This is a genomic window from Micromonospora sp. NPDC048935, from assembly GCF_043197875.1.
GTDB lineage: Bacteria > Actinomycetota > Actinomycetes > Mycobacteriales > Micromonosporaceae > Micromonospora.
The window spans coordinates 85,638-110,107 of record NZ_JBICTZ010000010.1 but is presented as its reverse complement, the minus strand read 5'-3'; the positions used below and the strand labels follow the sequence as shown (position 1 = coordinate 110,107).

Below are 24,470 nucleotides of genomic sequence, written 5' to 3'. Positions count from 1 at the left end.
GGACATCCTCGCCGCACTCGGCCATCCCGACGCCGACGGGCTCCGCGCCACGCTCCGCCACCACCCGTCGGTGCGCCCCGCCGCCCCGTCGACCGGCGCCTGACCCAGCTCAGCCGCCGGAGTCGTCACCGTCGGCGAACGCCGCCCGCGGTTCGAGGCGCTGGCCCCGCGCGTACTCCTGGGCGTAGCCGTCCGGACCGAGCGCGTCGACCGCGACCGCCCGCACGGCCGCCAGGTCGGCCGCGTCATCGGGATCCGGCACCTGGCCCAGTGCCGCGAACGCGGCGTCGGTGACGGCGACCAACCGAGCGGCCCGCGCGTGGTCGCCGTGGGCCGACGCGAGCGCGGCGCCCGCCAGGCAGACGTACGGGACGAAACCCGCCCAGTCGTTGCGGAAGACCCTCTCGCGACTCGCGGCGAACAACGCCCCCGCCGCGTCGAGATTGCCGAGGCCCAGCTCGCAGAACGCGAGGTTGTGGGTCTCCGAGTTGACGGTCTCGGGCCGGCCCAGCGCCTCGTTGAGCGCGATGCTCTCCCGGTAGAGCTCCCGGGCGCGGGCCAGGTCACCGGACATCCGTGCCACGGCGGCCAGCACGTGGCGGGGTCGCTCCTCCAGGCTCCGATCGCCGGCTCCCACCGCGACCGCGAGTGCCTCCCGGGCGCGTGCCTCCCCACCGGCGAGGTCACCGCCGCGGATGGCGACCCGGGCGAGGCTGTAGCGGGCCTCCACCTCCCCCGCCGGGTCGCCGGCGGCCCGAGCCCTGTCGATCTCGGCCTCGCTCATCCGCACCACCGCGGCGGTCTCGCCCCGTCGAAAGGCCGAGCGGACGTCGTCGCTGAAACCCATGTCTGTGCTTCCCTCTCCGCTGCGGTCATCCTGCGCGAACGTGTGCTTGTCAGCCCGCCGTGAAGACGGTCCAGGTCTCCACGAGACCGAACCCCATCGACTCGTAGAGCGCCCGGCCCATCGCGCTCGACTGCAGGTAGGCGGCGTCCGCGCCGGCCGCGATGCCATCGCGCAGTACGGCCTCCGTGATCTCGCGGCCCAGCCCCCGGCCTCGTGCGGACGGCACGACGGCGATGTTGAACACGCCGACCACGCCGGAGGTCGACATTCCGAGCCCGGTGCCGACGGGCCGACCGGACTCCTCGGCCAGGTGACCGGTGATGGAGTCGGCGTCGAGCACACCGCCGCCCATCAGTGGACCGAAGATGCCCTCGGGCGCCTCGAAGCCCCGGGTGAGGGTGTCGGTGTAGAGGTCAGCCTCCGCCGCGCGGACCCGGCGGACCGACTCTCGCCGCCTCGCGTCGGCCCGGAACACGACATCCTCCGCGCCGCAGGCCAGCATCGGCAGGTGACTGCGGTGGAGCATCCCGTGTCGAGCCGCGAGAGCGCGGACCTCGTCGTCCGCCTCACCGCGAACCATGATCGACCAGTGCGCGGTCTGTCTGCCGACCTCGACCGCCATCTCGTCGAGCGCCACGAGGTCCGGTTCGAGCGTCGTGTCGTAGGCCACGTTCAGCGTCGCCACCCCGGCGTGGGTCAGCGCCGCGCGGGCGGTGCCCCGCTCGGCGTACCAACCCTTCGGGGTGACCGCACAGAGGCCCCTGGTGGCGTCGAAGTACGACGCCGCCATCCGCTCGGCGATGGTGTTGATCGGAACCCCCTCATGTTGCCCGCGGGCCACTGACCCCAGCTCCGCGGCCCCCGGACCAGCCCGGGAAGCGTTCGAGTATGCCTGGGCCGGTTTCCATCGATGGAAACCGGCCCCAGCGAGGGCGGTCAGGCGGTGAGCTTGTTGGCGATCTTGACGACCCGCTGAACCATGTGGTCGAGGGCGTTGAGCTGAGCGTCACCCAGCGGGGCGTCGTTGCCGCCGCCGGTCACGTGCGAGACGCCGTACGGGTTGCCGTCCGCGAACTTCAGCGGGTCGGTGTAGCCGGGCGCGACGACCAGGCCGCCGAAGTGGTGGATCGTGTTGTAGAGCGCCAGCAGCGTCGACTCCTGGCCACCGTGGGCGGTCATGGTCGCGGTGAAGCCGGCGTACACCTTGTCGGCAAGCAGGCCCTGCGCCCACTGCGGGCCCAGGGTGTCGAGGAACTGCTTGAGCTGGCTGGCGACGTTGCCGAACCGGGTGGGCGTGCCGAACAGCACCGCGTCGGCCCAGACGAGGTCGTCGGCGGTCGCCTTCGCCTCGTTCTTGGTGGCGTCGAAGTGCTGGCTCCAGGCGGCGTTGGAGGCGATGGCCTCCGCCGGGGCAAGCTCCGGAACCTGACGCAGGCGCACCTCGGCGCCGGCCTTCTCGCCAGCCTCGGCGAGCCGCTGGGCCATGGCGTGGATGGTGCCGGTGGAGGAGTAGTAGATGACGGAGAGCTTGGCCATCGAAGGGTCCCTTCTCGAAGTAGTTGCTGGCGATAAATTTGCGCTAGCAACAATCTGACTCTAGCAACGGGAGCGGAGGTTTGCCACCGGGGCCCGGCCGGGCGGAAAATGCCGACAGACGCGCACGATCGACTCGGCTTGCAGAAAACCGGGCCATCCGACCGGCCCGGACACCCCGACATTCAGCAAACCGAGTCGATCACCCCCGAACCCGTCGCGGGCGGCCGTCGACCACGGACCGCAGAACCGGCGGCCGACCGGGCGAGCCCGCGGCCGGTACGCTCGACCGCGTGGATCTGGACGTCACCGCCGACAGACTCGGGGTGCCCGTCGAGGATGTCGACCGCGTACACCGCCTCGCCGGCAGCCGGCCGTCGGCTCCGCTGCCCGCCAGGGCGGACGTGCCCGCGCTCCTCGACCGACTCGCCGTACGGCCGGACGACGCCGCCGAGATCATGGCCGGCTGGCCCGACCCCGGCTCGCCACTGTGGACTCCGGAGCTGCGGTGGCTGCTCGACCGCTCGACCGCTCTGGTCCTCGCCGATCTCGGAGGCCACGGCTGGCTGCCACCCGGCCCCGCGCTGCCGCGCGACCGAGGCCCCGCCTGGCGGCACCTCTACGTGTACGCGTACCTGGCCCTGGTCGACGTCGTCCGGGGATACCACCGCGACCACGGCATCGCCGACGACGTGTCCTGGGCGACCCTGGCCGACCTGGGCCGCAACCTCGCGATCGACAGGCGGATGCGCCGCGAGGGTTGGCCGGTCATGCAGAGCTGGCTGACGCTGCACGCCCGCGGCGGCCTCTACGAGCTGGGCCGACTACAGCACCAGCGCGGCGGCACCGCCATCGATCTGCACATCCCCGAGGCGGGGCCGCTGACCCCGGCGGCCGTCGACGCGTCCCTCGACGAGGCCCGCGCGTTCTTCCCACGGCACTTCCCCGACGAGCACCACACCGAGTTCGCCTGCGGCTCCTGGCTGCTGGACCCGCAGTTGCGCGAGTACCTGCCCGAGGGGTCCAACATCATCCGGTTCCAGCAGCGCTTCGAGCTGGACCCCTACGAGGAGCCGGAAGGCATCGACGCCGACGTCGAGGTGCTGCGGTTCGCGTTCCGCACCCTGACCACACCACTCGACCAACTGCCGCGCGGCACCGTGCTCCAGCGTGCGGTCGTCGACCACCTGCGGGCCGGCCGCCACTGGCGCTGGCACCGGGGCCGGTTCTCCATCTAGCCCGACCCGACCGCCGGCCCGCTGCTGCTCAGTCGAGGCAGAACTCGTTGCCCTCGACGTCCTGCATCACGAGGCACGACTCGTTGTCCTCATCGGCGGTGAGCAGCCGCACGCGCGTCGCACCGAGCGCGACAAGTCGCGCGCACTCGGCCTCCAGTGCGCCAAGCCGCTCGTCGCCGACGAGGCCGGTGCCGACCCGTACGTCAAGGTGCAGCCGATTCTTGACGACCTTGCCCTCGGGAACGCGCTGGAAATACAGGCGCGGCCCCACCCCGGTGGGATCAGCACAGGCGAACGCCGCACCCCGCTTCTCCGGTGGCCGCGCCCGATCGAAGTCGTCCCAGGTGGCGAACCCCTTCGGCGGCGGCGGGACGACGTAACCCAACACCGCAGACCAGAAGCGGGCGACGCGCTCCGGCTCCGCGCAGTCGAAGGTGATCTGGACCTGCCTGACCGACGCCATCCCTCCACCCTAGAGGGATGGCGCGGTCGGCCGGACGGTCGCCCCCGACGCCTGGTCGGTCAGGACAGGATCTCGACGTACCCGTCGCTGCCGTGTACGCGGATCCGCTGCCCGTCGGCAATCAGCCGGGTGGCGTCCACCACGCTGACGACGGCCGGCAGTCCATACTCCCGGGCGATCACCGCGCCGTGCGTCATCTGCCCTCCGACCTCCGTCACCAGGCCCGCGACGGCGACGAAGAGAGGCGTCCAGCTCGGATCCGTGTGGGCCGTGACGAGGATGTCGCCCGGTTCGACATGAGCCTGGGCCAGGTCCAGGATGACGCGGGCACGCCCCTCGACGGTCCCGGCGGAGACCGGTTGGCCGATCAGCGCGCCGGCCGGCGCGTCGTCGCGCCGGTACGCCCCGGTGAGGGCCTCGCCGTCCGAGGTCAGCACCCGGGGCGGCGTGAGCGCATGGTACGACCGGAACTCGTCCCTGCGACGCTGGATCAGCGCGTCGTCCACCACCTGGTTCGCCCGCACGACGTCGTGCAACTCCTGGAACGTGAGGTAGAAGACGTCCTCCCGGTCACGGAGCACGCCGGCCCGCACGAGGCGCTCGGCCTCTCGCATCAGGGCCTGCTTGTAGACGAAGTAGCGGCTGATGATGCCGTACTTCGGGTACTCCCGATAGCCGACGAAGGTCCGGACCCGGTCGATCATCCGTTTGGTCTCGTCGGCCTTCTGCTCACCGTCCGGCAGTGCCCGCAGGCGCGTCAACACCTCGTGCTCCTTCTTCTGCGCCTCCTGCCGCCCCTGCTCGAAACGCCGCTGGGCGGCACCCGGCGCGAAGTTCGCGACGTTGTCGAGGAGCACCGGCACGAGCGTGGCGGGGCGTTCACGCCACCGCGGCCTGGTGATGTCGATCTCGCCGACGCAGCGCATGCCGTACCGGTCGAGGTAGGCCTCGATGGCATCGCGCGCCTCGGGCCCGCCCGCGAGCTTCGGCAGCTCGTCCAGGAAGCCGTCGTCCTGGACGCCTCGCAGGAACGCCACCACCTCCGGATGCGGACGGATCACGTCCGCGACGTCGAGCAGCGCGAGCCCCATCTCCGACGTGACGTTACCGGGGGCGGACAGCGTGAGGATGTCGGCGGCGTTCCTCTCGCCCAACCACTCCCCCAGCCGGTCGTTGAGCCACCAGGTGGCCTCCATCCCCGCCATGATCACCTGCATGTTCAACGGATCGCCGAGGGCGCGCTTGTGCTCCGTGAACGCCTCCACGAGGAAGTCGAACAGCGCCGGGCCACTCAACGCCGCGATGTCGTGCCGCAGGGCGGCGACGGCCGCCTCGCTGCGCTCGACCAGTTGGGTCACGATGGCCGGATCGGTCTCGATCGGGGCGGACGCACCGCGAGACGGCGGACCGGCGGGACCGCTGTCGGCGAGCGCCGCGACGAAGTCGGGGCGCCCCAGGACCGTCTCCAGCGCGTCCCCGGTCAGTGGGTCGATCCGGTCCGTCATCTTCAGGAAGCCGGCCCGGCTCGCGGGCGAGGACAGGATCCGGGTGGCGTCGACGAACAGTCGACCGCCGGCCTCGAGCATCGGCGCCATGGCCGTCAACTGCCACATGGAGAGCCCCAGCGGCCTCATGGGGTCGGTCATCATCTGCTGGTGACCGACGGAGAGGTAGACGTGGTTCTCCTGGTCGTCGGCGGCGGGGACGGGAAAGAGCGTGGTGATCGGCCGGCTCTGCACGATCTGGAAGTCGTCGTCGACCAGGCACCACTCGATGTCCTGGGGGCGACCGAAATGCGCCTCGATCCGTCGCCCGAGTCGCACGAGTCGCACGACCTGCGCATCCGTGAGCGCCGGCTGCTCCTGCCGCTGCGGATCGACCGGCACCTCCCGCGTCCCACCGGCCGGCAGGGCGTGCACGGCGACCCGCTTGGCGGCGACCGTCCTGGCGGTTACGGCACCGTCGCGCACCGTGAAGACGTCCGGGTTCACCCGGCCGGAGACCAGGGCCTCGCCGAGGCCGAAGCTCGCGTCCACGGTGGCGACCTTCCGGTTGCCGGTGACGGGGTCGGCCGTGAACAGGACGCCGGCCGACTGTGGGAAGACCATCTGCTGCACGACCACGGCCATGCCGACCCTGCGGTGGTCGAAGCCGTTGCGCAGGCGGTAGGTCACGGCCCGCTCGGTGAACAGCGACGCCCAGCACCGGCTGAGGTGCTCGAGGATCGCCGCCGGGCCCAGGACGTTCAGGTAGGTGTCCTGCTGACCGGCGAAGGAGGCGGTCGGCATGTCCTCTGCCGTCGCACTGGAACGCACGGCGTAGGGGGATCGCTCGCCGAGCACGGCGAGCGGACGGGTGATCGCCGCGGCGAGATCGCCAGGGATGGAGGTCCCCTCGATGCTGCGGCGGACCTCCGCGCTGAGCGCACCGATCGCCTCCCGATCATCCGGGCTCAGGCGCGACAGCCGGTCGAGCGGGTCGTCGATCGCCGGCGCGTCCGCCAGGATCCGCCGGAAGGCGGCGGTCGTCACGCAGAAGCCGGCCGGCACACGGATGCCGTCGATCCGGGACAGCCCGCCCAGGTTCGCGGCCTTGCCGCCGACGAGCGCGACCGACGTCTGGTCAACCTCGCGAAGATCCAACACGTACTGCTCGATCATCGCCACACCTCCCGGGTAACCGTGCTCCGTCGCACCGCGGCGGCCGCGGTCGCGGGCAACCGCACCGCCACTCCCGTCCGCGGATCGCGATGGCCACGCCCCCCGTACAACGACAACACACCCACGTCAGGCCCTCGTTCTCTTCGTCGACGCCGCGTTCGGCCGCCGATTCTGCGGCACGACCAGGGTCTTGCCGCAAGCCCACCGGTGCGGTATAAGTTAGAAGTGGCAGGGAGTCTGATCTCCTTGCCTTTTGCTTTTGTCGGCCGTCGCGGGCCGCGATCCTTCCACCGCCTCCGAGCCCACCGGGCACCTGCGGCGGACGCCGGGTTAGGGGTGGTCCGCTCCGGTGGGTCGGACTAGGTTCACAACGTCCGGCAGTTGCCTGCCGGGGCACCGGCCACCCCCGGCGACCCGCACCGGGCCCGGCCGTCGTGCGCCGGTGACGCGCCGCGGGGTACGACGAGAAGGGGCACCTGCCTGTGCTGCTGAGTTGGCTGCTCGCGTCGACCGACGAGCACCCGGACGCGATCCGGATCGACGACCGGGCGACGTCCTGGGTGGAGTTACGGCGCCTCGCCGGCGCGGTCGCCGACGACCTGCGCGGGGTGGACCGTGTCGCCATCGACGCGACTGCCAGCCTGCACACCGTGGTCGGCGTCGTCGGCGCGCTGCTGGCCGGATCGGCGGTGATACCGGTGCCACCGGACGCCGGCCCGATGGAACGGGAGCACATCCTGCGCGACTCGGCGCCCGGTGCGTTGCTCGTGCCGGCCGACGCGGAGCGCCAGGAGGCACCCGACGGGCTGCCGACAATCCCGGTCGACCTGGCACGCCGTTCGGACACCAGCCATCCGGAGCCGGATCCGGCCGGCATCGCGCTGATTCTCTACACCAGCGGCACCACCGGGGCGCCGAAGGGCGTGACGATCTCCCGGCGCGCCATCGCCGCCTGCCTCGACGGGCTCGCCGCGGCCTGGCAGTGGACGCCGGACGACCTGCTCGTGCACGGGCTGCCGCTGTTCCACGTACACGGGCTGGTGCTCGGGGTGCTCGGCCCCCTGCGCGTGGGCAGCCGGCTGCACCACGTGGGCCAACCCCGCCCCCAGCGGTACGCGGCGGCGGCCGGCTCCCTCTATTTCGGCGTCCCCACCATCTGGTCCCGGATCGCCGCCGACGAGACCTCGGCCCGGGCCCTGAGGGCCGCGCGGCTGCTGGTGTCGGGCAGCGCGGCTCTGCCCGCGACCGTCTTCGCCGACCTGACCCGGCTCACCGGGCACCAGATCGTCGAACGCTACGGGATGACCGAAACGTTGATCACGGTGAGCGCCACCGCCGACGGCCCCCGCCACCCGGGCGCTGTCGGTCTGCCGTTGCCGGGGATACGCACCCGGGTCGTCGACGAGCAGGGCCGCTCGATGCCCACCGACGGGGTGGCGATGGGCGAGCTGGAGGTGTGCGGCCCGACCCTCTTCGACGGATACCTGAACCGGCCCGACGCGGACGCCGCCGCCCGCACCACGGACGGGTGGTTCCGCACCGGTGACGTGGCCACGATCGGTCCGGACGGCTGGCATCGCATCGTCGGCCGGGCAGCCACCGACCTGATCAAGAGCGGCGGCTACCGGATCGGCGCGGGGGAGGTGGAGGACGCGCTGCTGGCGCATCCCGGCGTCCGGGAGGCCGCGGTGGTGGGGACTCCCCACCCCGACCTCGGCCAACAGGTGACGGCGTACGTCGTGGGTGACGCGCTCGACGAGGCGGATCTGATCGAGTTCGTGGCCCGACAGTTGTCGACACACAAGCGTCCCCGACAGGTGCGGCTTGTCGAGGCCCTGCCGCGCAACGCTCTGGGCAAGGTGCAGAAGAGCCGGCTCCGGGCGGACTGACCCCCACCGGCCGCCGCGAGATCGAGGCGTTCCCGGCCGAAAAATGGGAACGCCTGTCGTCCGCACCCGTGCGGACGACCGCGAGCGCCGCCGGAACCAGGGAGAGCACCATGAACGAGCTGACCGTACGCGTCATCGGCGGACCGACGGCCGTCCTCGACTACGCGGGCTCGCGCGTCGTGTTGGACCCGACCTTCGACGATCCGCAGACGTACCACTACGGCACGGTCACCGCGACCAAGCTGGTCGGCCCGAGCGCCTCGCCCGAGGACCTCGGTCAGGTCGACCTGGTGCTCGTGTCGCACGAGCACCATCTCGACAATCTCGACAGCTCCGGGCGGGAGTTCGCGCGGCGGGCCCCCCGGGTGCTCACCACGGCGGCGGGAGCACCGAAGCTCGGCCCCGGCGCGGTCGGCCTTCGGCCGTTCGCGCACGCCGATGTCGGCGACCTGCGGGTCACGGCGGTGCCGGCGCTGCACGGTACGCCGGAGATCGGCGTGGTCAACGGCCCGGTGATCGGGTTCGTGGTGGAGGCGAGTGGCTGGCCGACGGTCTACGTCAGCGGTGACAACGCCTCGGTGGACGTCGTGGCCGTGATCGCGGAGCGGTTCCCGGCGATCGAGATCGCGATCCTCAACCTCGGCGCGGCCCACATCGCGGCACGCGGCGAGGGGTTCCTCACCCTGACGGCGGAGCTGGCGGCACGAGCGGCGGCCCTGCTCGGCGTCCGGGCGGTGGTCCCGGTCCACCAGCACGGCTGGGCGCACTACACCCAGAACGCCGACGACGTCGTGCGCGCGTTCGAGGCGGCGGGCCTGAGCCACCTGCTCGTGGACCTGCGACCCGGCGACTCGACGACCATCTGAGCGCCTGGGGCGGCAGGTGACCGCCGCCCACGAGCACCTCCCGTGAGCGGCGGTTCCTTCCCGTCACTCGGTTCGCAGTGCCACCGCGACCCGGGTCCTCGCCGCCCAGCCGGCCGGCAGCAGGGCGCCGACCACGGCGATGACCAGCCCGCCCAGGCCGAAGAGCAGCAGGTCGACCGAGCCGTACACGTCCAGGACCGCGTCCGGCAGGCGGAAGCCCACGCTGCTCGCCATCTCGGTGATGACCGTGCGTTGCAGCAGCACACCGACCCCCGCACCGGCCGCGCCGCCGACCAGGCCGGTGACCACGACCGAGGCGATGACCATCGCCGTGGTCTGCCGGGGTGTCATCCCGAGCGCCTTGTGCACGCCCAGGTCGTGGACGCGTTCCCGGGTCTCCAGGACCACCGTGTTCAGCACGCCGAGGCCGGCGACGACCATCAGCAGGAGGCTGAGCAGCCCGGTCAGCGCATTGATGATGATGACCATCTCGTCGGGCTCGTGGCTGAGGCCGTCGGCCACCGCGCCGAGCGGCTCCAGGGCCGCCGTCAACGCCGTGGCGTACGCCCTGGCGTCGGTGCCGGGCTCCACCGTGACGTAGTACATCGAGGGTGCCAGTTCCGGCTCGGCCACCCGCAGGGTGGCGATGTCGGTGACGACCTGCATGCCGTCGTCGTCGACGTTGAACGTCTCACCGACGATCGTGACGGGGATGTCGACGCCCCTGTCGGTCAGCACGACACGGTCACCGACCCGTTTGCCGGCCGCGGTCAGGAACGGCGTCGAGACGACGATCTGCGCCGGGCCGGTCAGCCAGGTCCCCGACACCATCCGGTAGTAGCGCGCCGCGTCCGGCCCGGTGACGGCGACCGCGTCCAGCTCACCGGTGATTCCCCCGGCGGTGATCTCGCCGCGGGCCATGCCCAGGTACCCGTCGGTGCCCGCCTGGTCGGCGATCACCCGCTCGATCGCCGCCGGGTCGGCGAACGGTTCCGGCTGCACCGGCCCCCGCGGCTGCCCCGGCCCCGGCGGTTGCCCCGCGCCGGGCGGCGGGCCGCCCGGCGGCATCCGGTGCGGTTGCCCGATCTGGACGTCGGCGATGTCCTCGACCTCCTGGATCCGGTTCAGCGACGTACCGAGACCGACCGCGAAGGTGACCGCGGCCGCGCCGAACGCGATCGCGGCGACGACGCTCACCGCTCGGACCGGGCGGGCGAAGGGGTGGGCCAGGCCGAGCGTCACCGGCCGGGAGATCGGCAGCCGGCTGGTCAGGCGGGCCGCCCACCGACCGCGGCCGGGCCGGGGAGTACGCCCGACGGCGAGCGCGTCGACGCTGCGCAACCGGCCGGCCCGGGCCGCGGCGGCCAGGGCGGTCACCGCCACGAGGGTGAGCGCGCCGCCGGCCACGACCGCGTCGACCCAGAGCGCGACCCCGTTGTCGTCCGTACCGTAGATCCGATCGGTCTGGGCGAGGATCGGCACGGTCAGGAGGTTGCCGGCGACCACACCGAGCGCCGCGCCGACCGTGGCCGGGATGAGCGCCTGCCCCACGTACGCCCGGACCACCTGGGCTGGCGTGAAGCCGAGCGCCTTGAGGATGCCGATCCGGCGGGTGGCGGTGGAGACCGCGCCGGCGATGACGTTGCCGATGATCAGCACCGCCATGACCACACCCAGCATGCCGAAGGCGATCAGGAACGGCACCAGCAGGACGGTCTCGCCGGTCGCCTCCCGGCGGACGTCGAGCCACGACACGGCGCTGTCGAGCGCGGCGGCGGGGACGGACGCCTGCACCGCGGCCCGACCGGCCTGGACCTGTGCGGCGGTGCCGGCCTCGGTGAGGCGGTAGAGCATCTGGTAGGCGCTGGGGCCGTCGGGGCCGGTCCAGGCCGCGAGCTGCGCCGGGGTGGTCCAGGCGTCGGCGGTCTGACTGGCCGACCGGGCCAGCCCGACGACTGTCACCGACGGGCTGCCCGGCGCGTCGGACACCGTCCACCGCTGGCCGAGCACCTGCGGCGGCAACCGCAGGTGCTCCCCCGTGGCCAGCACGATCTCCCCCGGGCCGGTCGCCCACCGGCCGTCGACGACGTCGACCCGGTCGACCGCGCCGCCCGGATCGGCACGCCCGACGACGGTCAGCGGCGGCACCGGGCGACCCATCGGGCTGGTCAGGTTCAGCTCCGCGTTCGGGAACGGGCCCGCCGATCCGGCGACCCCGGCGGCGCTCGCGGAGGCGGCCACCTGCGCCTCGGTGACCGCGTCCGCGTCGAACTGGGCGGTGAGGTGGGCGCCCTGCTGCTGGTTGAAGGCCCGGTCGAAGGGTCCCCGGGAGGCCACCATCAGCGAAGCGCCGAGGACGGCCGAGGTCACCGCGATCATCACGACCAGACCGATCACGACAGTCTGTACGCGTCGCCGCCCGACCCCGGCGCGGACGACCCGAGCCAGCGCGCTCATCGGGCCCGCTCCAACGCGGAGTCGGCGGCGATCTGCCCGTCGAGGAGCTGGACGGTCCGGGTCGCGCACCTCTCGGCGAGGACCAGGTCGTGGGTGACCACGACGATGGTCTGGCCGTCGGCGTGCAGTTCGGTCAGCAGCCGCATGACCTCCTCGCCGGAGGCGGTGTCCAACGCCCCGGTCGGCTCGTCGGCCAGCAGCAGTGGCGGCCTGTTCATCAGCGCGCGGGCGACGGCGACCCGCTGCCGTTCACCGCCGGAGAGTCTTCCGGGGTACGCGCCGGCGTGTCGCTCGACGCCGAGCCGGCCGAGCAACTCGGCCGCCCGCCGCTGGGCGGTGCCGCGGCCCATCCCGGCCAGCTGTGCCGGCAGCAGGACGTTGTCGGCGACGGTCAGGTCGTCGAGGAGGTTGAAGAACTGGAACACCAGGCCGATCCGGGCCCTCCGGTACCGGGCGGAGGCCGCCTCGCCGAGCTGGTCGACCCGCACCCCGTCGACGGTGACCGTGCCGGTGCTCGGCCGGTCCAACCCGGCCACCAGGTTCAGCATCGTCGACTTGCCGCTGCCGGACGGGCCGAGGATCGCCACCGCCTCGCCGGGCGCGACGCTCAACGACACCTCCCGCAGCGCCGGTGGCCCCTCGTCGTACCGGCGTGTCACCTCGTGCAACTCGATAAGCGGTGTGGTCATGTCCCCGTCTCCTCAGGTGGTGGCGAGCTGGCGGGGCTGACGCTAGGGGCGGGGACGAGTCGGACACATCGGCAGCGGGAGGCATCTTCGGTACCGCGTCGGGATGAGCGGTGGCGGCGTCATCCCTGCGAGGTAGGCGTGCGGTGTAGCGACACCGCTCGACAGGCGGATGGGCATCGGCACGCGCGGCACCGAGAATGAACCGATGACGGGGCGTGCGGTGTTGATCCGGCTGTGGTGGCACATCCGGTCCCTGGCGCGTCCGGTCGGCCAGTTGCCGCCGTTGTCGCGCCGGGGGCAACTGTTCGACGCGTTCCTGGCCCTCGGGCTCGGTCTCCTCGCGATCCAGGCGGGTACGGGTGACGCTGACGCGCCGAGGCCGTACCGGGTCGAGTTCGATCGGGGTGAGCTCTGGCGGGGTCCGCCGGTGCCACCCGACCCGGTGTGGCCACCCTTCCTGCCGGTCGAGGACGACGGCACCGGCTGGACGGCGGCGCTGCTCCTGCTCGTCGTGCTTCCGTTGGTGTTTCGCCGCCGGTACCCGTTGGGGACGCTCTGGGTGGTGCTGGCGAGCGCCGGGCTGGTCGACAACAATCCGGCCGCGCTGCGGCTGTCGTTCTTCGCCTGCGTGGTGGCCGGCTACAGCGCCGCTGTCTTCAGCCCGTACAAGATCCTGGCATTGGCCAGCCTGCCGGCGGCCGCGTTTCTGCACGCCGGGTTGCAGTCGGACGCCAGCTCGGTGTCCGACAGCGCCGTGCCGTTCCTGATCCTGCTGCCGATCGCGGTGGCGGCCGACGGGTTACGCCGGTGGAAGGAGCACGCCGACGAGGGCCGGGCGCGGATGGTGGCCATGGAGCACGAGCAGGTCGAGGCGCTGCGCCGGGCGACTGAGGTCGAACGGGCCCGGATCGCCCGGGAGCTGCACGACGTGGTGACCCACAACGTCAGCGTGATGGTGATCCAGGCCGGCGCGGCCCGCAAGGTGATGGAGTCCAGGCCCGAGGACGCCCGGGCGGCGCTGCTCGCGGTCGAAGCCGGCGGCCGGGCGGCGATGACCGAGCTGCGGCACGTGATGGGTCTGCTCACCATGGACGACGACGTCCTCGGGCAGGAGGACGGCACCGAGCTGACGCCGCAGCCCGGCCTCGACGGGCTGGGCGCGCTGGTGCAGCGGGTACGCCACTCGGGGGTCGCGGTCGAGCTCGTCGAACGCGGGCAGCGGGGGCCGCTGCCGTCGGGCGTCGAGCTGACCGTCTACCGGCTGGTGCAGGAGGCGTTGACGAACGCGGTCAAACACGCTGCCGGCGCGTCCGTCCGCGTGCTCGTCGAGTACGGCGGGGAGCACCTGCGCGTCGAGGTCACCGACACCGGCGGCCGACCCGGCGTGACCACCGGCACCGGGCGAGGGCTGATCGGTCTGCGCGAACGGCTCGCGGTCTACGGTGGCACGCTTGCGGCGGGTCCACGACTCACCGGCGGGTATCGTGTCCAGGCCCTGATCCCGATGGAGAATGTCGTGTTCGACGGCGTCGGGGGCGACGATCGGACGGGCGCACCGTTGGGGGGCGAGGCATGACCGCAGCGTTGCGGGTGGTGGTCGCCGACGATCAGGCGTTGGTCCGGGCCGGGTTCCGGATGATCCTGACCGCCGACGGGATCGACGTGGTCGCCGAGGCGACGACCGGGGTCGAGGCGGTCGACGCGGTCCACCGGCACCGGCCCGACGTGGTCCTGATGGACATCCGGATGCCTGACCTGGACGGTCTCGCGGCCGCCCGCCAGATCCTCGCCGGTGTTGGCGAGGCGCCACGCATCATCATGCTCACGACCTTCGACCTGGACCAGTACGTGTACGCGGCACTGACCGCGGGAGCCAGCGGCTTCCTCCTCAAGGACGTCACCCCGGAGCATCTGGTGGGTGCGGTCCGGCTGGTCCGCTCCGGCGACGCGCTGCTGGCGCCGACGATCACCCGGCGGCTGGTGCAACGGTTCGCCCAGCGCGACACCGACCCGCCGACCATCCACCGGGACCTGTCCGCCCTGACCCCGCGCGAGCTGGAGGTGCTGGGCCTGCTGGCCCACGGCCTGAGCAACGCCGAGCTCGCCGGCCGCCTGCACCTGTCGGAGGCGACAGTGAAGACGCACGTCGCCCGGATCCTGGCCAAGCTGGGCCTGCGCGACCGGGTGCAGGCCGTCGTCGTCGCGTACCGGACCGGTCTGGTCGCCCCCTGACCGCGGCCCGGCACAGATGCCGGCGGTGGCCGCCGTAGGTCACCGGTGCGGTCGACGTGCGGAGAGCCGGATGCGCGGCGGGCTGACCGGACAGTGCAGGTCACGCCCAGATCTCCTTGACACACGTCGATGTTAACGCCAACACTATGACCGCAACCTGGGCGCAACGCCACCGTCATGTTTCCGGCCCGTTCGCTCTCCGTCCCCGGCGGACGCCGCAGGTAGGCCGCCCGCGGTGTATCGCCACCAGGCGCGACCCCGCCCGGTTCGCGTCGCTGCTCAGGCGTTCGACCCGTCGACACCGACGCGTCGGCTGGTGCCGCCGTCCGGACACCGGTCGCTCACGAACCTCACGGAGGACAGATGCCGCCGCCACTCCCCCACGCCGACCGCGCCACCCGCCGCACCCCCGGACGCCTACGGTCGGTCCTGGCCGCGGTGTTGGTGGTGCTCGCCGTGTCGGCCGGCCTGCCAGCGGCGGGGCCGGCGCAGGCCGCACCGGCCGTCAACTACACCAACCCGCTGGTGAACCAGCGGGCCGACCCGCACATCTTCCGGCACACCGACGGCTACTACTACCTGACCGCCACCGTGCCGCAGTACGACCGGATCGTGCTGCGACGGGCGACCACCCTGCAGGGGCTGGCGACGGCGGCGGAGTCGACGATCTGGAGCCGGCACACCAGCGGAGAGATGGGCGCCCACATCTGGGCACCGGAGATCCATTTCATCAACAACAGGTGGTACGTCTACTTCGCCGCGGGCCGGGCCGACGACGTGTGGCGGATCCGGATGTACGCGCTGGAGAACGCCAGCGCCAATCCGCTCACCGGTTCCTGGACCGAACGCGGACGGATCACGACACCCTGGGACACCTTCAGCCTGGACGCCTCGACCTTCGTCGCGAACGGGGTGCGCTATCTGACCTGGGCACAGCAGGAGCCGGGCATCTCCAACAACTCCAACGTCTACCTCGCCCGGATGGGTGCCAACCCGTGGCAGATCACGGGCACCGTGACCCGGCTCGTCGTGCCGACGTACGACTGGGAGACCCGCGGCTTCCGGGTCGCCGAGGGGCCGGCGGTGGTCCAACGCAACGGCCGCATCTTCCTGACCTACTCGGCCAGCGCCACGGACGCCAACTACTGCCTCGGGATGCTGAGCGCCTCGGCCACCGCGAACCTGCTCGACGCCGCCTCCTGGAGCAAGAGCCCCAACCCGGTGTTCGTCAGCAACGCCGCCACCAGCCAGTACGGCCCCGGCCACAACTCGTTCACCGTCTCCGAGGATGGGCAGAGCGACATCCTGGTCTACCACGACCGCAGCTACCGCGACATCAGCGGCGATCCGCTCAACGATCCGAACCGGCGGACCCGGCTCCAGAAGGTGTACTGGAACGCCGACGGCACCCCGAACTTCGGCATTCCGGTGCCCGACGGGGCCACCCCGGTCCGGCTGCGTTCCCACGACCTGGCCACCAGCTACATCCGGCACTACGACTACCGGGCCCGGATCGAGCCGAACGTGACGAACCTGGCGGACTCGCAGTTCCGGATCGTCAACGGGCTCGCCGGCGGCGGATCGGTGTCGCTGGAGTCGACGAACTTCCCCGGGTACTACCTGCGCCACCGGGGCTACGCCCTGTACGTCGAGAAGAACGACGGCTCGGCCCTCTTCGGCGGCGACGCGAGCTTCCGCCGCCAGGCTGGCCTCGCCGACAGCGCCGGGATCTCCCTGGAGTCCCACAACTTCCCGGGCCGTCACGTGCGCCACCGCGACGGGCTGCTCTACATCGAGGCGGTCAGTTCGAGCGCCGAGCGTGCCTCGGCCACCTTCCACCTGGAATAGCCGCCCACCGGCTGCGGCGCCTGCGGCCGTCGACACCCGTCCCGGCTCCCTCGGAGCCGATCCAGCCCAGGAGGAGCGATGTCCTTCACGATCAGGACAAGACTGGCCGGCGGCGGATCCATCCGTCGGCGTACGAGCCTCGTCCTCGCCATGATCACCACGCTGGTCGGCGCGGCCGCCGCCGTCGTGGCCGGCGCGCCGCCGGCCGCGGCGGCGAGCATCGACACCAACGCCTACTACGTTCTGGTCAACAGATACAGCGGCAAGGTGCTCGACGTCCGGGACACCTCGACGGCGGACGGCGCCGTGCTCCAGCAGTGGTCCCGCAACGACGGCGCGTGGCAGCAGTTCCAGTTCGTCTCCTCCGGCGGGGGCTACTACCGCCTCAAGGCGCGGCACAGCGGCAAGGTCGTCGACCTCTGGGAGTGGAACACCGCCGACGGAGCCGAATTCCGTCAGTGGTCCGACCTCAACGGCGCCAACCAACAGTTCCAGGTCCTCGACTCCGACAGCGGCCACGTCCGGCTGATCAACCGCCACTCCGCCAAGGCACTCGAGGTCTGGGAGCGGTCCACCGCGGACGGCGGCCGGATCAGCCAGTACGCCGACGGCAACGGCCCGAACCAGCAGTGGCAGTTGGTGCCGATAGGCGGTGGGGGTACCGGCTGTGGCAGCGGGTCGAGCAACGCCGAGGCCGTGCTGAGCGGAAGCACCTGGACGGCCCGCAACGGCTCGTCGACCGTCTACTCGGGATCGGACATGTTGTCGGCGATGCAGGCGGCGGTCAACTCGCTCTCGGCGGGTCGCACGTCGAAGCAGCGGGTGGTGGTGCGCGGCTCCGGCTCGATGAGCGCGGGCTCGCGGTTGTCACTGCCGTCGTACACGACCCTGGCTGTGTGCGGCACGATCAACGTGACCGGGTCGGGCTCGGGTGACCAGGCACCCGTGTACTCGCGGGGGACCACCGACGTCGAGGTGCAGAACCTCACGCTGACCGGGTCCCCGTTGTACGGGATCTTCATGCGCAACGTGAACAACCTGACCCTCGGGCAGATCGACATGCGGCTCTCCGCCGGCCTGGGCGTCCGCATCGACAACCACGGCGGTGACCGGGCGGTCAAGGTCCGCAACGTCCGCATCGACACCGTGTACGTGTCCGGGACCGGCACGCACGGGGTGGAGACCTACGGTGTGGACGGTCTGACGATCGGCACGGTCACGGCACGCAACACCCGCGACTCCGGCCTGCTGCTCAACGACACGATCAACGCCACGATCGGCACTGTCGACGCGCAGGGCGCCGGGACCGGCACCGGGTACGCGGCGTTCCGGATGGCCAACCGCAACGGCCGGGTGGGCAACTCGTACCCGACGAACATCCGGGTCGGCACCGTGCTCGCGTCCGGCGGCGGCCGGGGGATCTTCTGCGTGTCCGAGTCCGGTGGCGCGGTCATCGACCGGGTGACGATCTCGAACACCGGCAACAACGCGATCCTGGTGGAGAACTGCTACAACGTGGTCATCGCCGGGGTGTCCGGGACGGTCACCGGCGGCGGCGAGGTGCGGATCGCGGCACGGACCGAGTTTCCGATCTCCTCCGGCATCCGGTTGCAGAACCTGACAGTCAGCGGCACCAACATCACCCAGAGTCCCTGCGGTGGCGCGAACAACACCATCAGCAACGTCACGCGGATCAACTCGGCGCTGACGTGGTGTTAGGCCGAGCGGGTGCGGCCGCCCGCGTTCGGGCGGCCGCACCCGCTGCGCTCACCGACGGCGGTGGGCCATCCACTGCCAGACGTGGGTGCCGTTGAGGCTCGGGTCGTTGCGGGCCACGTAGATCCAGGACCAGTGGCCGGGGAACTGGTAGCCGTTCCAGACGACGTGGTCGTACAGGCTGATCAGCGATCCCGGGATGAGGTCGTGGGCGTGGATCGAGTTGGTCTCCGGTGGCACGGTGTCGTCGTCGCGCGAGGTGACCAGCCAGGTCGGGGTGTGAATGCTCGCCAGCTCCGCGTCGGTGACCAGTGGCGGGCCCTGCCCGTCGAGCGGCTCGACGACACCGCAGATCGGCACCGACGCGGCGAACAGGTCGGGATAGGTGACCGTCATCTCCAGGGACATGTAGCCGCCGTTGCTGCAACCGACCACGTAGATCCGGTCGGTGTCGACGCGCTTGCGGCGGACCAGGTCCTGGATGATCTCGCGGATCAACGGGGCGAACCGGGGGCCGTCCTCCATCCAGTAGGAGGTGCTCTGCGGAGCCACCACGTACGCGCCGGAGAAGATCCGCTGCGCCTGCGGAGTGGCGAAGCCGAGCGCCCCCCGGTTGGCGCGCAGGGTGGTCTCGTTGTCGTAGTAGTCGTCGGGCAACGAGGCACCCTCGCCGGCGCCGTGCAGCCAGACGATCAGCGGCCGCCGACCGTGCCGGGGCGAGGGGTCGGGGGAATACAGCCGGTATTTCATGCCCGAGCCCGAGACGTGGTAGCTGAAGGCGTCCACCTCGGGGTTCGACAGCCGTCCCTGCACGAAGCGCGTGATGGTGACCGGCGAGCCGTGCCGCCGGGCGATCGGAGCGTTCTGCGTGATGGTGTAGACGAGGTCCAGCCGGACGTTGCGGCCCTTGCTCAGGATGTAGCCGAGGGTGCCACCGCCGGGTTGACCTTCGGCGTGGCTCAACTCCAGCACGATGTCGCCGTGCCGGTCGAGGCGGGCCGCGGTCACCGTACGGTCCAGGTCGTACTCGCTGAAGATCTGGTCGCCGGGAGCGATCGGGAGCGGGCTGGTGGCCTTGGCGTGCACGCTGAACGTGCCGGGGGTCAGCCCGGCCGGGTCGATCGGCCCGAGCCGGCGGGTGTCGAGAGTGACCGAGGTGATCTGCTCACCGCCGTCGAGCGTTGTCGCGTCGAGGGTGAAGCTCACGACCGTGGGATGGCGGCCATCGGCGTGGGCGGCGAGGCCGGGCAGGGCCAGACCGATGGCGGCACCGGCCCCACCGGCCAGAACGGTGCGACGAGTGACAGGCGTGGACATGCGGGCCCCCGTACCGTGCGAGGTAGACGTACATCGATGACGCCTCAACGTAACGTCGCGGAGATCTGCTGGCAACCGGCGTCCCCGCGGCCGCCGCTCGCGCGTTCAGCCCAGCCGCAACCGGTGCGGGTGCGAGGCGCACGGGGCGTGGTGACCTCGGCCCGGGTATCGCGGGGTCGATCGCCCGTCCCGCCGTCGCTACAGTGAGTTCCATTATGGAACTTAATGCGTTCTGGCGCTGGTGGGTGGCCGGCTAATCATCCCGCTGGGCTCCGGCACGGCCGCCTATTTCGCCCTCGCCGTCGGGAACCTCGTCCTCGCCGGCTCCTCGGTGGTGCTCAGCGTGACCACCCGCACGTACCGGATGCTCGCCAGCCCACCGGAGCTTCTGTCGCGGGTCATCGCCACCGTCAAGTTCGTCTCCTGGGGCGCCATTCCGCTCGGCGGCCTGCTCGCCGGTGTCCTGGCCGGGCCGCTCGGCGCGCGCACGACCCCGCTGATCTTCGGCGCGCTCACCGTGCTCTCCCCGATCATCTATCTGTCGACCCCGATCCGCCGGATGCGCGACCTGCCGCTCGACCCCGCCCCGGCACCCACCGAAGCCCGGGTGTGACGCGCCGACGCGTCCAGGTCGGACGCGCGGGTCCGCCGCCCAGACATCGACAGGAGGTGTAGCCCGCGGATTCCCGGGGCAAGAACCCGCGCATGGAGGGAACGGCAGAACGCGACGGACAACCGCTCGGCAGGCGGCAGCACACCGGTGAGTCGGGACGGGCCCGGCATACGGCGCAGCCGTCGGTGGCCCCCGTCTGATGCGGCTGAGGCACAGCCTTCCGGCGGCGGCGCTCGGGGCCGCGGCGCTCGGCGCGGCCCTGGGCAGCGACCCCGCCCACGCCGACACGCCGCTACCGTTGCCGACGAGTGTCCAGCCGGTGGAGGCCAGCACCTCGCCACCCACCATCACGGTGCGGGTTCCCGACCTCGTCGAGGTGCGGCTGTCCGTCCCCCTGCCGTTGCCGACCGCACTCCCCCTGCCCCTGCCGCCGGCCGTTCCTCTGCCGACGCGGTCGGTCGATCCCTCCACCGTCGTACCGAGGCGGCCGGCCCGTCCGTCGCCGTCGTCCTCGCCGCGCGCCACGCCCACACCGCCGAATCCCGCCTCCGCGGCGGCAGTCGCTGCCGCACGGCCGACACCGTCGACGCTGGCGCCGGAGACGGTGTCCCGTGTCGTGCGCGGCACCTCCGCCCGCCGGACACCGGATCGGGCGCGGGTGGCGAGGGCCGCGGTCACCGACGAGCCGACCCGGCCACCCGCCCGTCCCGCGCCGGGGCCACCGGCGCTCGTGCTGGCACTCGCGTCGGCGCCCACCGGTGCCAGCACCGGCGGGGCCGATGCACCCTCGTCGACCGCCGAGGCTTCGCCGCCCGTCGCTCCGCTGGGCCCCGGCCCCACCGTCACCGCCGTCGACAGGCGCGCTGCCGGCCGACCGGTGCAGCGGGGTCCCCCACCGCCACGGCAACTCCTGATCACCCACTCGCGTCCACGACGTTGATCAGGAGAGGACCATGGAGATAGCAGTCATCTGGATCCCCGCCGACATCGAGCCGGCGGAGCCCGCCGTCGCGACGTGCCTTGCGCATCTTCGCCGACACTCGTACCGGTTCGCGGGAATACTGCGGGCATCGTGGGAGACCGTCGAGCAGGCCATGATCGACGGAGAGGTGGACGTCGTCGTCATCGCCGACCATGCGCACCTCCCGCCGGACCGGTCCCCCCGGATCGAGCTGGCCACCGCGCTCGACGCCGACGGGGACCGGACGATTTCCTACCCGAAGCTCGACTGACACGACGAAGCGCCCCGTCCGACCCGGACGGGGCGCTTCGTCGACTCTCGATCGAGCCGGAGGGACGTCGCGGGCGGCACGGCTCGCGACGAGGACATCGGCGGGCCAGGGCCTTGACGGGGCCGGATCGCCCCTCCGGTCAGGCCGCGACCGCCGCCCGGACGTCGTCGTCGGCGTCGCGCAGCCGGGCTGCGGCCTCCTCGGCGGTGCAGTTCGCGAGCAGCAGCACGATTGCCGTCTTGGCGTGCCCGTTCGCCGCCGCGAGCGCCCGCGCGGCGCTGTCGAGATCCGTGTCGGCGGCCTCGGCGACGATCCGCCGTGCCCGGTCGACGAGCTTCTCGTTCGTGGCGTTCATGTCCACCATCAGATTGCCGTAGACCTTGCCGAGCCGGGCCATCGTGGCGGTCGAGAGCATGTTGCAGACGAGCTTCTCGGCGGTGCCGGCCTTGAGCCGGGTGGAGCCGGTGAGCACCTCGGGGCCGGTGGGCACCTCGATGGCGACGTCGGCGTACCGGCTGATCACGGCGTCGGAGTTGCAGGCCACCGAGACCGTCGACGCGCCGAGTGCGCGGGCGTGCTCCAGCCCGCCCACCACGTAGGGCGTACGGCCGCTGGCGGCGAGCCCGACCACCGTGTCGCGGGCGGTCAGGCCGACCCCGTCGAGGTCGGCGACGGCACGGTTCGGGTCGTCCTCCGCGCCCTCGACGGCGACACCGAAGGCGCGCGCTCCTCCGGCGAGCAGGCCGAGAACCCGGTCGGGCGACGTACCGAAGGTGGGTGGGATCTCGACGGCGTCGAGCATGCCGATCCGGCCGCTGGTGCCGGCACCGACATAGATCAACCGCCCGCCCTGGCGCAGCGATGCCACGACGACGTCGACGGCGGCCGCGATGTCCGGCACGGCCCGGCGGACCGCCTGGGCCACCGTCTGGTCCTCGTCGTTCATCGCGAGGAGCAACTCGGTGGGGGACATCAGGTCGAGGTCGCTGGTCTTGTCGTTGCGGGTCTCGGTGCCGAGGGTGCTGAGGTCCACGGGGTTACTCGTTCCTCTCGCTGGTGTTCAGTCGCCGGTCGGACGACGGGCAGCGGCTCGTCGGGCCCGCGTCCGCAATGCGCCGTTCCGACCGTGCCAGCCTGGACGGGCACGGTGGGATGTGGGCCATTCCGCCGGGCCCCGCATCCCCCGTATCCGCAGGCCGGGACCACAGCGTAGCCAGCCCGGGCGGGGACTGGCAAAAAGTTTCGCGATACGCTAGACATGCGTCACTTATTGACAACTCCTGGTTGGGAGCGAGCCGTGCGTCAACTCGACCTTGTCGTGATCGTGCTGTACCTCGTGGTGATCGCCTATGTCGGACTACGCCTGTCCGGCAAACAGAAGTCCGCGAAGGACTACTTCGTGGGCGAGGGTCGACTGCCGTGGTGGACCGTCTCGTTCTCCGTGGTCGCCACCGAGACCAGCGTCCTCACCGTCATCAGCGTGCCCGGCGGCGCCTACAGCGGGCAGGGGTTCGGCAACGTCGAACTGGCCCTGGGTTACGTGATCGGACGGGTCGTCGTGGCCGCGGTGCTCATCCCGCTCTACAAGCGGGGCGGCTTCGTGAGCGCCTACCAGTACCTCGGTGAGCGGTTCGGCCTGAAACTCCAGGGCCTGGCGTCCGTCACGTTCGTCTTCACCCGCCTGCTCGCCGAGGGTGTACGGCTGTTCGCCTCGGCCATCCCGATCAAGCTGCTCCTCGACGAGTTCGGACTGAATGTCGGCTATCAGGCGATCATCATCGTCCTGACCCTGATCACGGTGATCTACACCTACCTCGGTGGCATCAAGGCCGTCATCTGGACCGACGCCATCCAGATGGGGCTGTACCTGGGCGGGGCGATCCTGGCCATCGCGGTACTCAGCCACGCCGTCGGCTTCGACGGCTACTCGCAGGCGCTGGACGCCGGCAAGTTCCAGCTCTTCGACACCAACCTCAACCTCGCGCACGTGCTCACCAGCCCGTTCGCCCTGCCCACCGCGATCATCGGTGGTGCGATCTTCGCGATGGCCAGCCACGGCTCGGACCAGCTCATCGTCCAGCGCATCCTGTCCACCCGCACGCTGCGCGAGGGACAGCAGGCGATGATCTCCTCGGGCATCTTCGTGGTCATCCAGTTCGCGGCGTTCTCCCTGGTCGGCGCGCTGCTGTGGTCGTACAACAAGGGTCAGACCTTCAAGGAACTCGGCCTGAACAGCAGCGACAACCTCTACCCGAGCTTCATCCTGCACGCCCTGCCGGTGGGCATCTCGGGTCTGCTGGTCGCCGGCATCCTCGGCGCCGCGATGGGGTCGTTGTCGTCGGCGTTGAACTCGATGTCGAACTCCACAGTCGCCGACTTCATCCACAGCTTCTTCCGCAAGGCCCCGTCGGACGACGCGATGCTCCGGCTGGCCCGGGTGATGACCCTGGTCTGGGCGGTGCTGATGGCGGTCTTCGCCTGCGCGTTCAGCTCCAGCACCGGCAACGTCTACCTGACCGGCCTGACCATCGCCGGCTACACCTACGGGGCGCTGCTCGGGGCGTTCCTGCTCGGCCGCCTGGTCAGCCGGGCCAACCAGGTCGACGCGTTCGTCGCCTTCCTGGTCACCGTGGCGGTGATGACCTACATCGTCCGCTACGTCAAGATCGACGTCACGACGGCCGGGCACACCGTCCCCACCGCCATCGCCGCGCAGTGGCTGGTGCCGATCGGAGTCCTGATCACCCTGCTGGTCGGCGCGGTGTCGAGCCGGTTCCACGCGGCACCGGCAGCGCCCTACGACCACCGGCGCGGCGACGACGCCGACGACCCGGCGGCAGAGCCCGCCGGCCGGGCGTGAGGGAGAACGC

20 protein-coding genes are annotated in these 24,470 nt (G+C 71.6%); 11 read left to right on the top strand and 9 right to left on the bottom strand.

All coding sequences use genetic code 11. The annotated features are described in order from the left end of the window. Positions 1 to 109: 109 nt before the first annotated feature. The 3 genes from ACGFIW_RS25255 to wrbA all read right to left on the bottom strand — a co-directional run bounded on the left by ACGFIW_RS25255 (position 110) and on the right by wrbA (position 2,383). The gene (locus tag ACGFIW_RS25255; protein ID WP_393320322.1) at positions 110 to 847 is read right to left on the bottom strand and encodes a tetratricopeptide repeat protein; all 738 of its coding nucleotides are present in this window, start codon (positions 845 to 847) and stop codon (positions 110 to 112) included. Positions 848 to 896: 49 nt separating this feature from the next. Continuing rightward, positions 897 to 1,688 carry a GNAT family N-acetyltransferase gene (locus ACGFIW_RS25250; RefSeq protein WP_393320319.1) on the bottom strand — a complete coding sequence of 264 codons (792 nt, stop codon included), beginning with the start codon at positions 1,686 to 1,688 and terminating at the stop codon, positions 897 to 899. 95 nt (positions 1,689 to 1,783) lie between these two features. Continuing rightward, a complete protein-coding gene (gene wrbA / locus ACGFIW_RS25245) occupies positions 1,784 to 2,383 on the bottom strand; it encodes an NAD(P)H:quinone oxidoreductase (RefSeq protein ID WP_393320316.1) in 600 nt (199 codons plus the stop codon). Positions 2,384 to 2,673: 290 nt separating this feature from the next. Between wrbA and ACGFIW_RS25240 the strand changes: the two genes are divergently transcribed. Beyond that, on the top strand, positions 2,674 to 3,618 hold the full coding sequence (locus ACGFIW_RS25240) for an acyltransferase domain-containing protein (RefSeq protein WP_393320313.1): 945 nt from the start codon (positions 2,674 to 2,676) through the stop codon (positions 3,616 to 3,618). Between the two features lie 28 nt (positions 3,619 to 3,646). Here the strand turns inward: ACGFIW_RS25240 and ACGFIW_RS25235 are convergent, their stop codons facing one another. Together ACGFIW_RS25235 and rph are read right to left on the bottom strand one after the other, a co-directional pair. Further along, entirely contained in the window at positions 3,647 to 4,081 is a 435-nt protein-coding gene (locus ACGFIW_RS25235; RefSeq protein WP_393320310.1) for a VOC family protein, read from the bottom strand. 59 nt (positions 4,082 to 4,140) lie between these two features. Next, positions 4,141 to 6,741: a rifamycin-inactivating phosphotransferase gene (gene rph, locus ACGFIW_RS25230; RefSeq protein ID WP_393320307.1), complete on the bottom strand. Its 2,601-nt coding sequence runs from the start codon at positions 6,739 to 6,741 to the stop codon at positions 4,141 to 4,143. Positions 6,742 to 7,223: 482 nt separating this feature from the next. Here rph and ACGFIW_RS25225 point away from each other — a divergent pair, with 482 nt between their 5' ends. Both ACGFIW_RS25225 and ACGFIW_RS25220 read left to right on the top strand, forming a co-directional pair. Further along, positions 7,224 to 8,630, top strand: coding sequence for an acyl-CoA synthetase (locus ACGFIW_RS25225; RefSeq protein WP_393320304.1), 1,407 nt, complete (start codon positions 7,224 to 7,226; stop codon positions 8,628 to 8,630). Positions 8,631 to 8,740: 110 nt separating this feature from the next. Further along, the gene (locus ACGFIW_RS25220) at positions 8,741 to 9,496 is read left to right on the top strand and encodes an MBL fold metallo-hydrolase (RefSeq protein ID WP_393320301.1); all 756 of its coding nucleotides are present in this window, start codon (positions 8,741 to 8,743) and stop codon (positions 9,494 to 9,496) included. 63 nt (positions 9,497 to 9,559) lie between these two features. Here the strand turns inward: ACGFIW_RS25220 and ACGFIW_RS25215 are convergent, their stop codons facing one another. Both ACGFIW_RS25215 and ACGFIW_RS25210 read right to left on the bottom strand, forming a co-directional pair. Beyond that, on the bottom strand, positions 9,560 to 11,953 hold the full coding sequence (locus ACGFIW_RS25215; RefSeq protein ID WP_393320298.1) for an FtsX-like permease family protein: 2,394 nt from the start codon (positions 11,951 to 11,953) through the stop codon (positions 9,560 to 9,562). After that, the gene (locus ACGFIW_RS25210) at positions 11,950 to 12,642 is read right to left on the bottom strand and encodes an ABC transporter ATP-binding protein (RefSeq protein WP_393320295.1); all 693 of its coding nucleotides are present in this window, start codon (positions 12,640 to 12,642) and stop codon (positions 11,950 to 11,952) included. Before ACGFIW_RS25210 ends, ACGFIW_RS25215 begins: the two co-directional genes overlap by 4 nt. A 205-nt stretch (positions 12,643 to 12,847) precedes the next feature. On the opposite strand from ACGFIW_RS25210, the gene ACGFIW_RS25205 reads away from it, so the two are divergent. From ACGFIW_RS25205 to ACGFIW_RS25190, 4 genes are all read left to right on the top strand, one after another. Next, entirely contained in the window at positions 12,848 to 14,218 is a 1,371-nt protein-coding gene (locus tag ACGFIW_RS25205; RefSeq protein ID WP_393320292.1) for a sensor histidine kinase, read from the top strand. Next, entirely contained in the window at positions 14,215 to 14,874 is a 660-nt protein-coding gene (locus ACGFIW_RS25200) for a response regulator (RefSeq protein ID WP_393320289.1), read from the top strand. Before ACGFIW_RS25205 ends, ACGFIW_RS25200 begins: the two co-directional genes overlap by 4 nt. A 363-nt stretch (positions 14,875 to 15,237) precedes the next feature. Beyond that, complete coding sequence (locus ACGFIW_RS25195; protein WP_393320286.1) at positions 15,238 to 16,722, top strand: family 43 glycosylhydrolase; 1,485 nt, start codon at positions 15,238 to 15,240, stop codon at positions 16,720 to 16,722. Between the two features lie 150 nt (positions 16,723 to 16,872). Further along, positions 16,873 to 18,441, top strand: a complete 1,569-nt coding sequence (locus tag ACGFIW_RS25190) for an RICIN domain-containing protein (RefSeq protein ID WP_393320841.1) — start codon at positions 16,873 to 16,875, stop codon at positions 18,439 to 18,441. A 48-nt stretch (positions 18,442 to 18,489) separates the two neighbouring features. On the opposite strand, the gene ACGFIW_RS25185 is transcribed toward ACGFIW_RS25190, so the two are convergent. Further along, positions 18,490 to 19,755: a prolyl oligopeptidase family serine peptidase gene (locus ACGFIW_RS25185; RefSeq protein ID WP_393320283.1), complete on the bottom strand. Its 1,266-nt coding sequence runs from the start codon at positions 19,753 to 19,755 to the stop codon at positions 18,490 to 18,492. 241 nt (positions 19,756 to 19,996) lie between these two features. Here ACGFIW_RS25185 and ACGFIW_RS25180 point away from each other — a divergent pair, with 241 nt between their 5' ends. The 3 genes from ACGFIW_RS25180 to ACGFIW_RS25170 all read left to right on the top strand — a co-directional run bounded on the left by ACGFIW_RS25180 (position 19,997) and on the right by ACGFIW_RS25170 (position 21,600). After that, entirely contained in the window at positions 19,997 to 20,368 is a 372-nt protein-coding gene (locus ACGFIW_RS25180; RefSeq protein ID WP_393320280.1) for a hypothetical protein, read from the top strand. 199 nt (positions 20,369 to 20,567) lie between these two features. After that, entirely contained in the window at positions 20,568 to 21,308 is a 741-nt protein-coding gene (locus ACGFIW_RS25175) for a hypothetical protein (RefSeq protein ID WP_393320277.1), read from the top strand. Between the two features lie 13 nt (positions 21,309 to 21,321). After that, positions 21,322 to 21,600 carry a hypothetical protein gene (locus ACGFIW_RS25170; RefSeq protein WP_393320274.1) on the top strand — a complete coding sequence of 93 codons (279 nt, stop codon included), beginning with the start codon at positions 21,322 to 21,324 and terminating at the stop codon, positions 21,598 to 21,600. A 139-nt stretch (positions 21,601 to 21,739) separates the two neighbouring features. Here the strand turns inward: ACGFIW_RS25170 and murQ are convergent, their stop codons facing one another. Then, on the bottom strand, positions 21,740 to 22,633 hold the full coding sequence (gene murQ / locus ACGFIW_RS25165; protein ID WP_393320272.1) for an N-acetylmuramic acid 6-phosphate etherase: 894 nt from the start codon (positions 22,631 to 22,633) through the stop codon (positions 21,740 to 21,742). A gap of 264 nt (positions 22,634 to 22,897) precedes the next feature. Here murQ and ACGFIW_RS25160 point away from each other — a divergent pair, with 264 nt between their 5' ends. Next, the gene (locus ACGFIW_RS25160) at positions 22,898 to 24,460 is read left to right on the top strand and encodes a sodium:solute symporter (RefSeq protein WP_393320269.1); all 1,563 of its coding nucleotides are present in this window, start codon (positions 22,898 to 22,900) and stop codon (positions 24,458 to 24,460) included. Positions 24,461 to 24,470 lie beyond the last annotated feature (10 nt).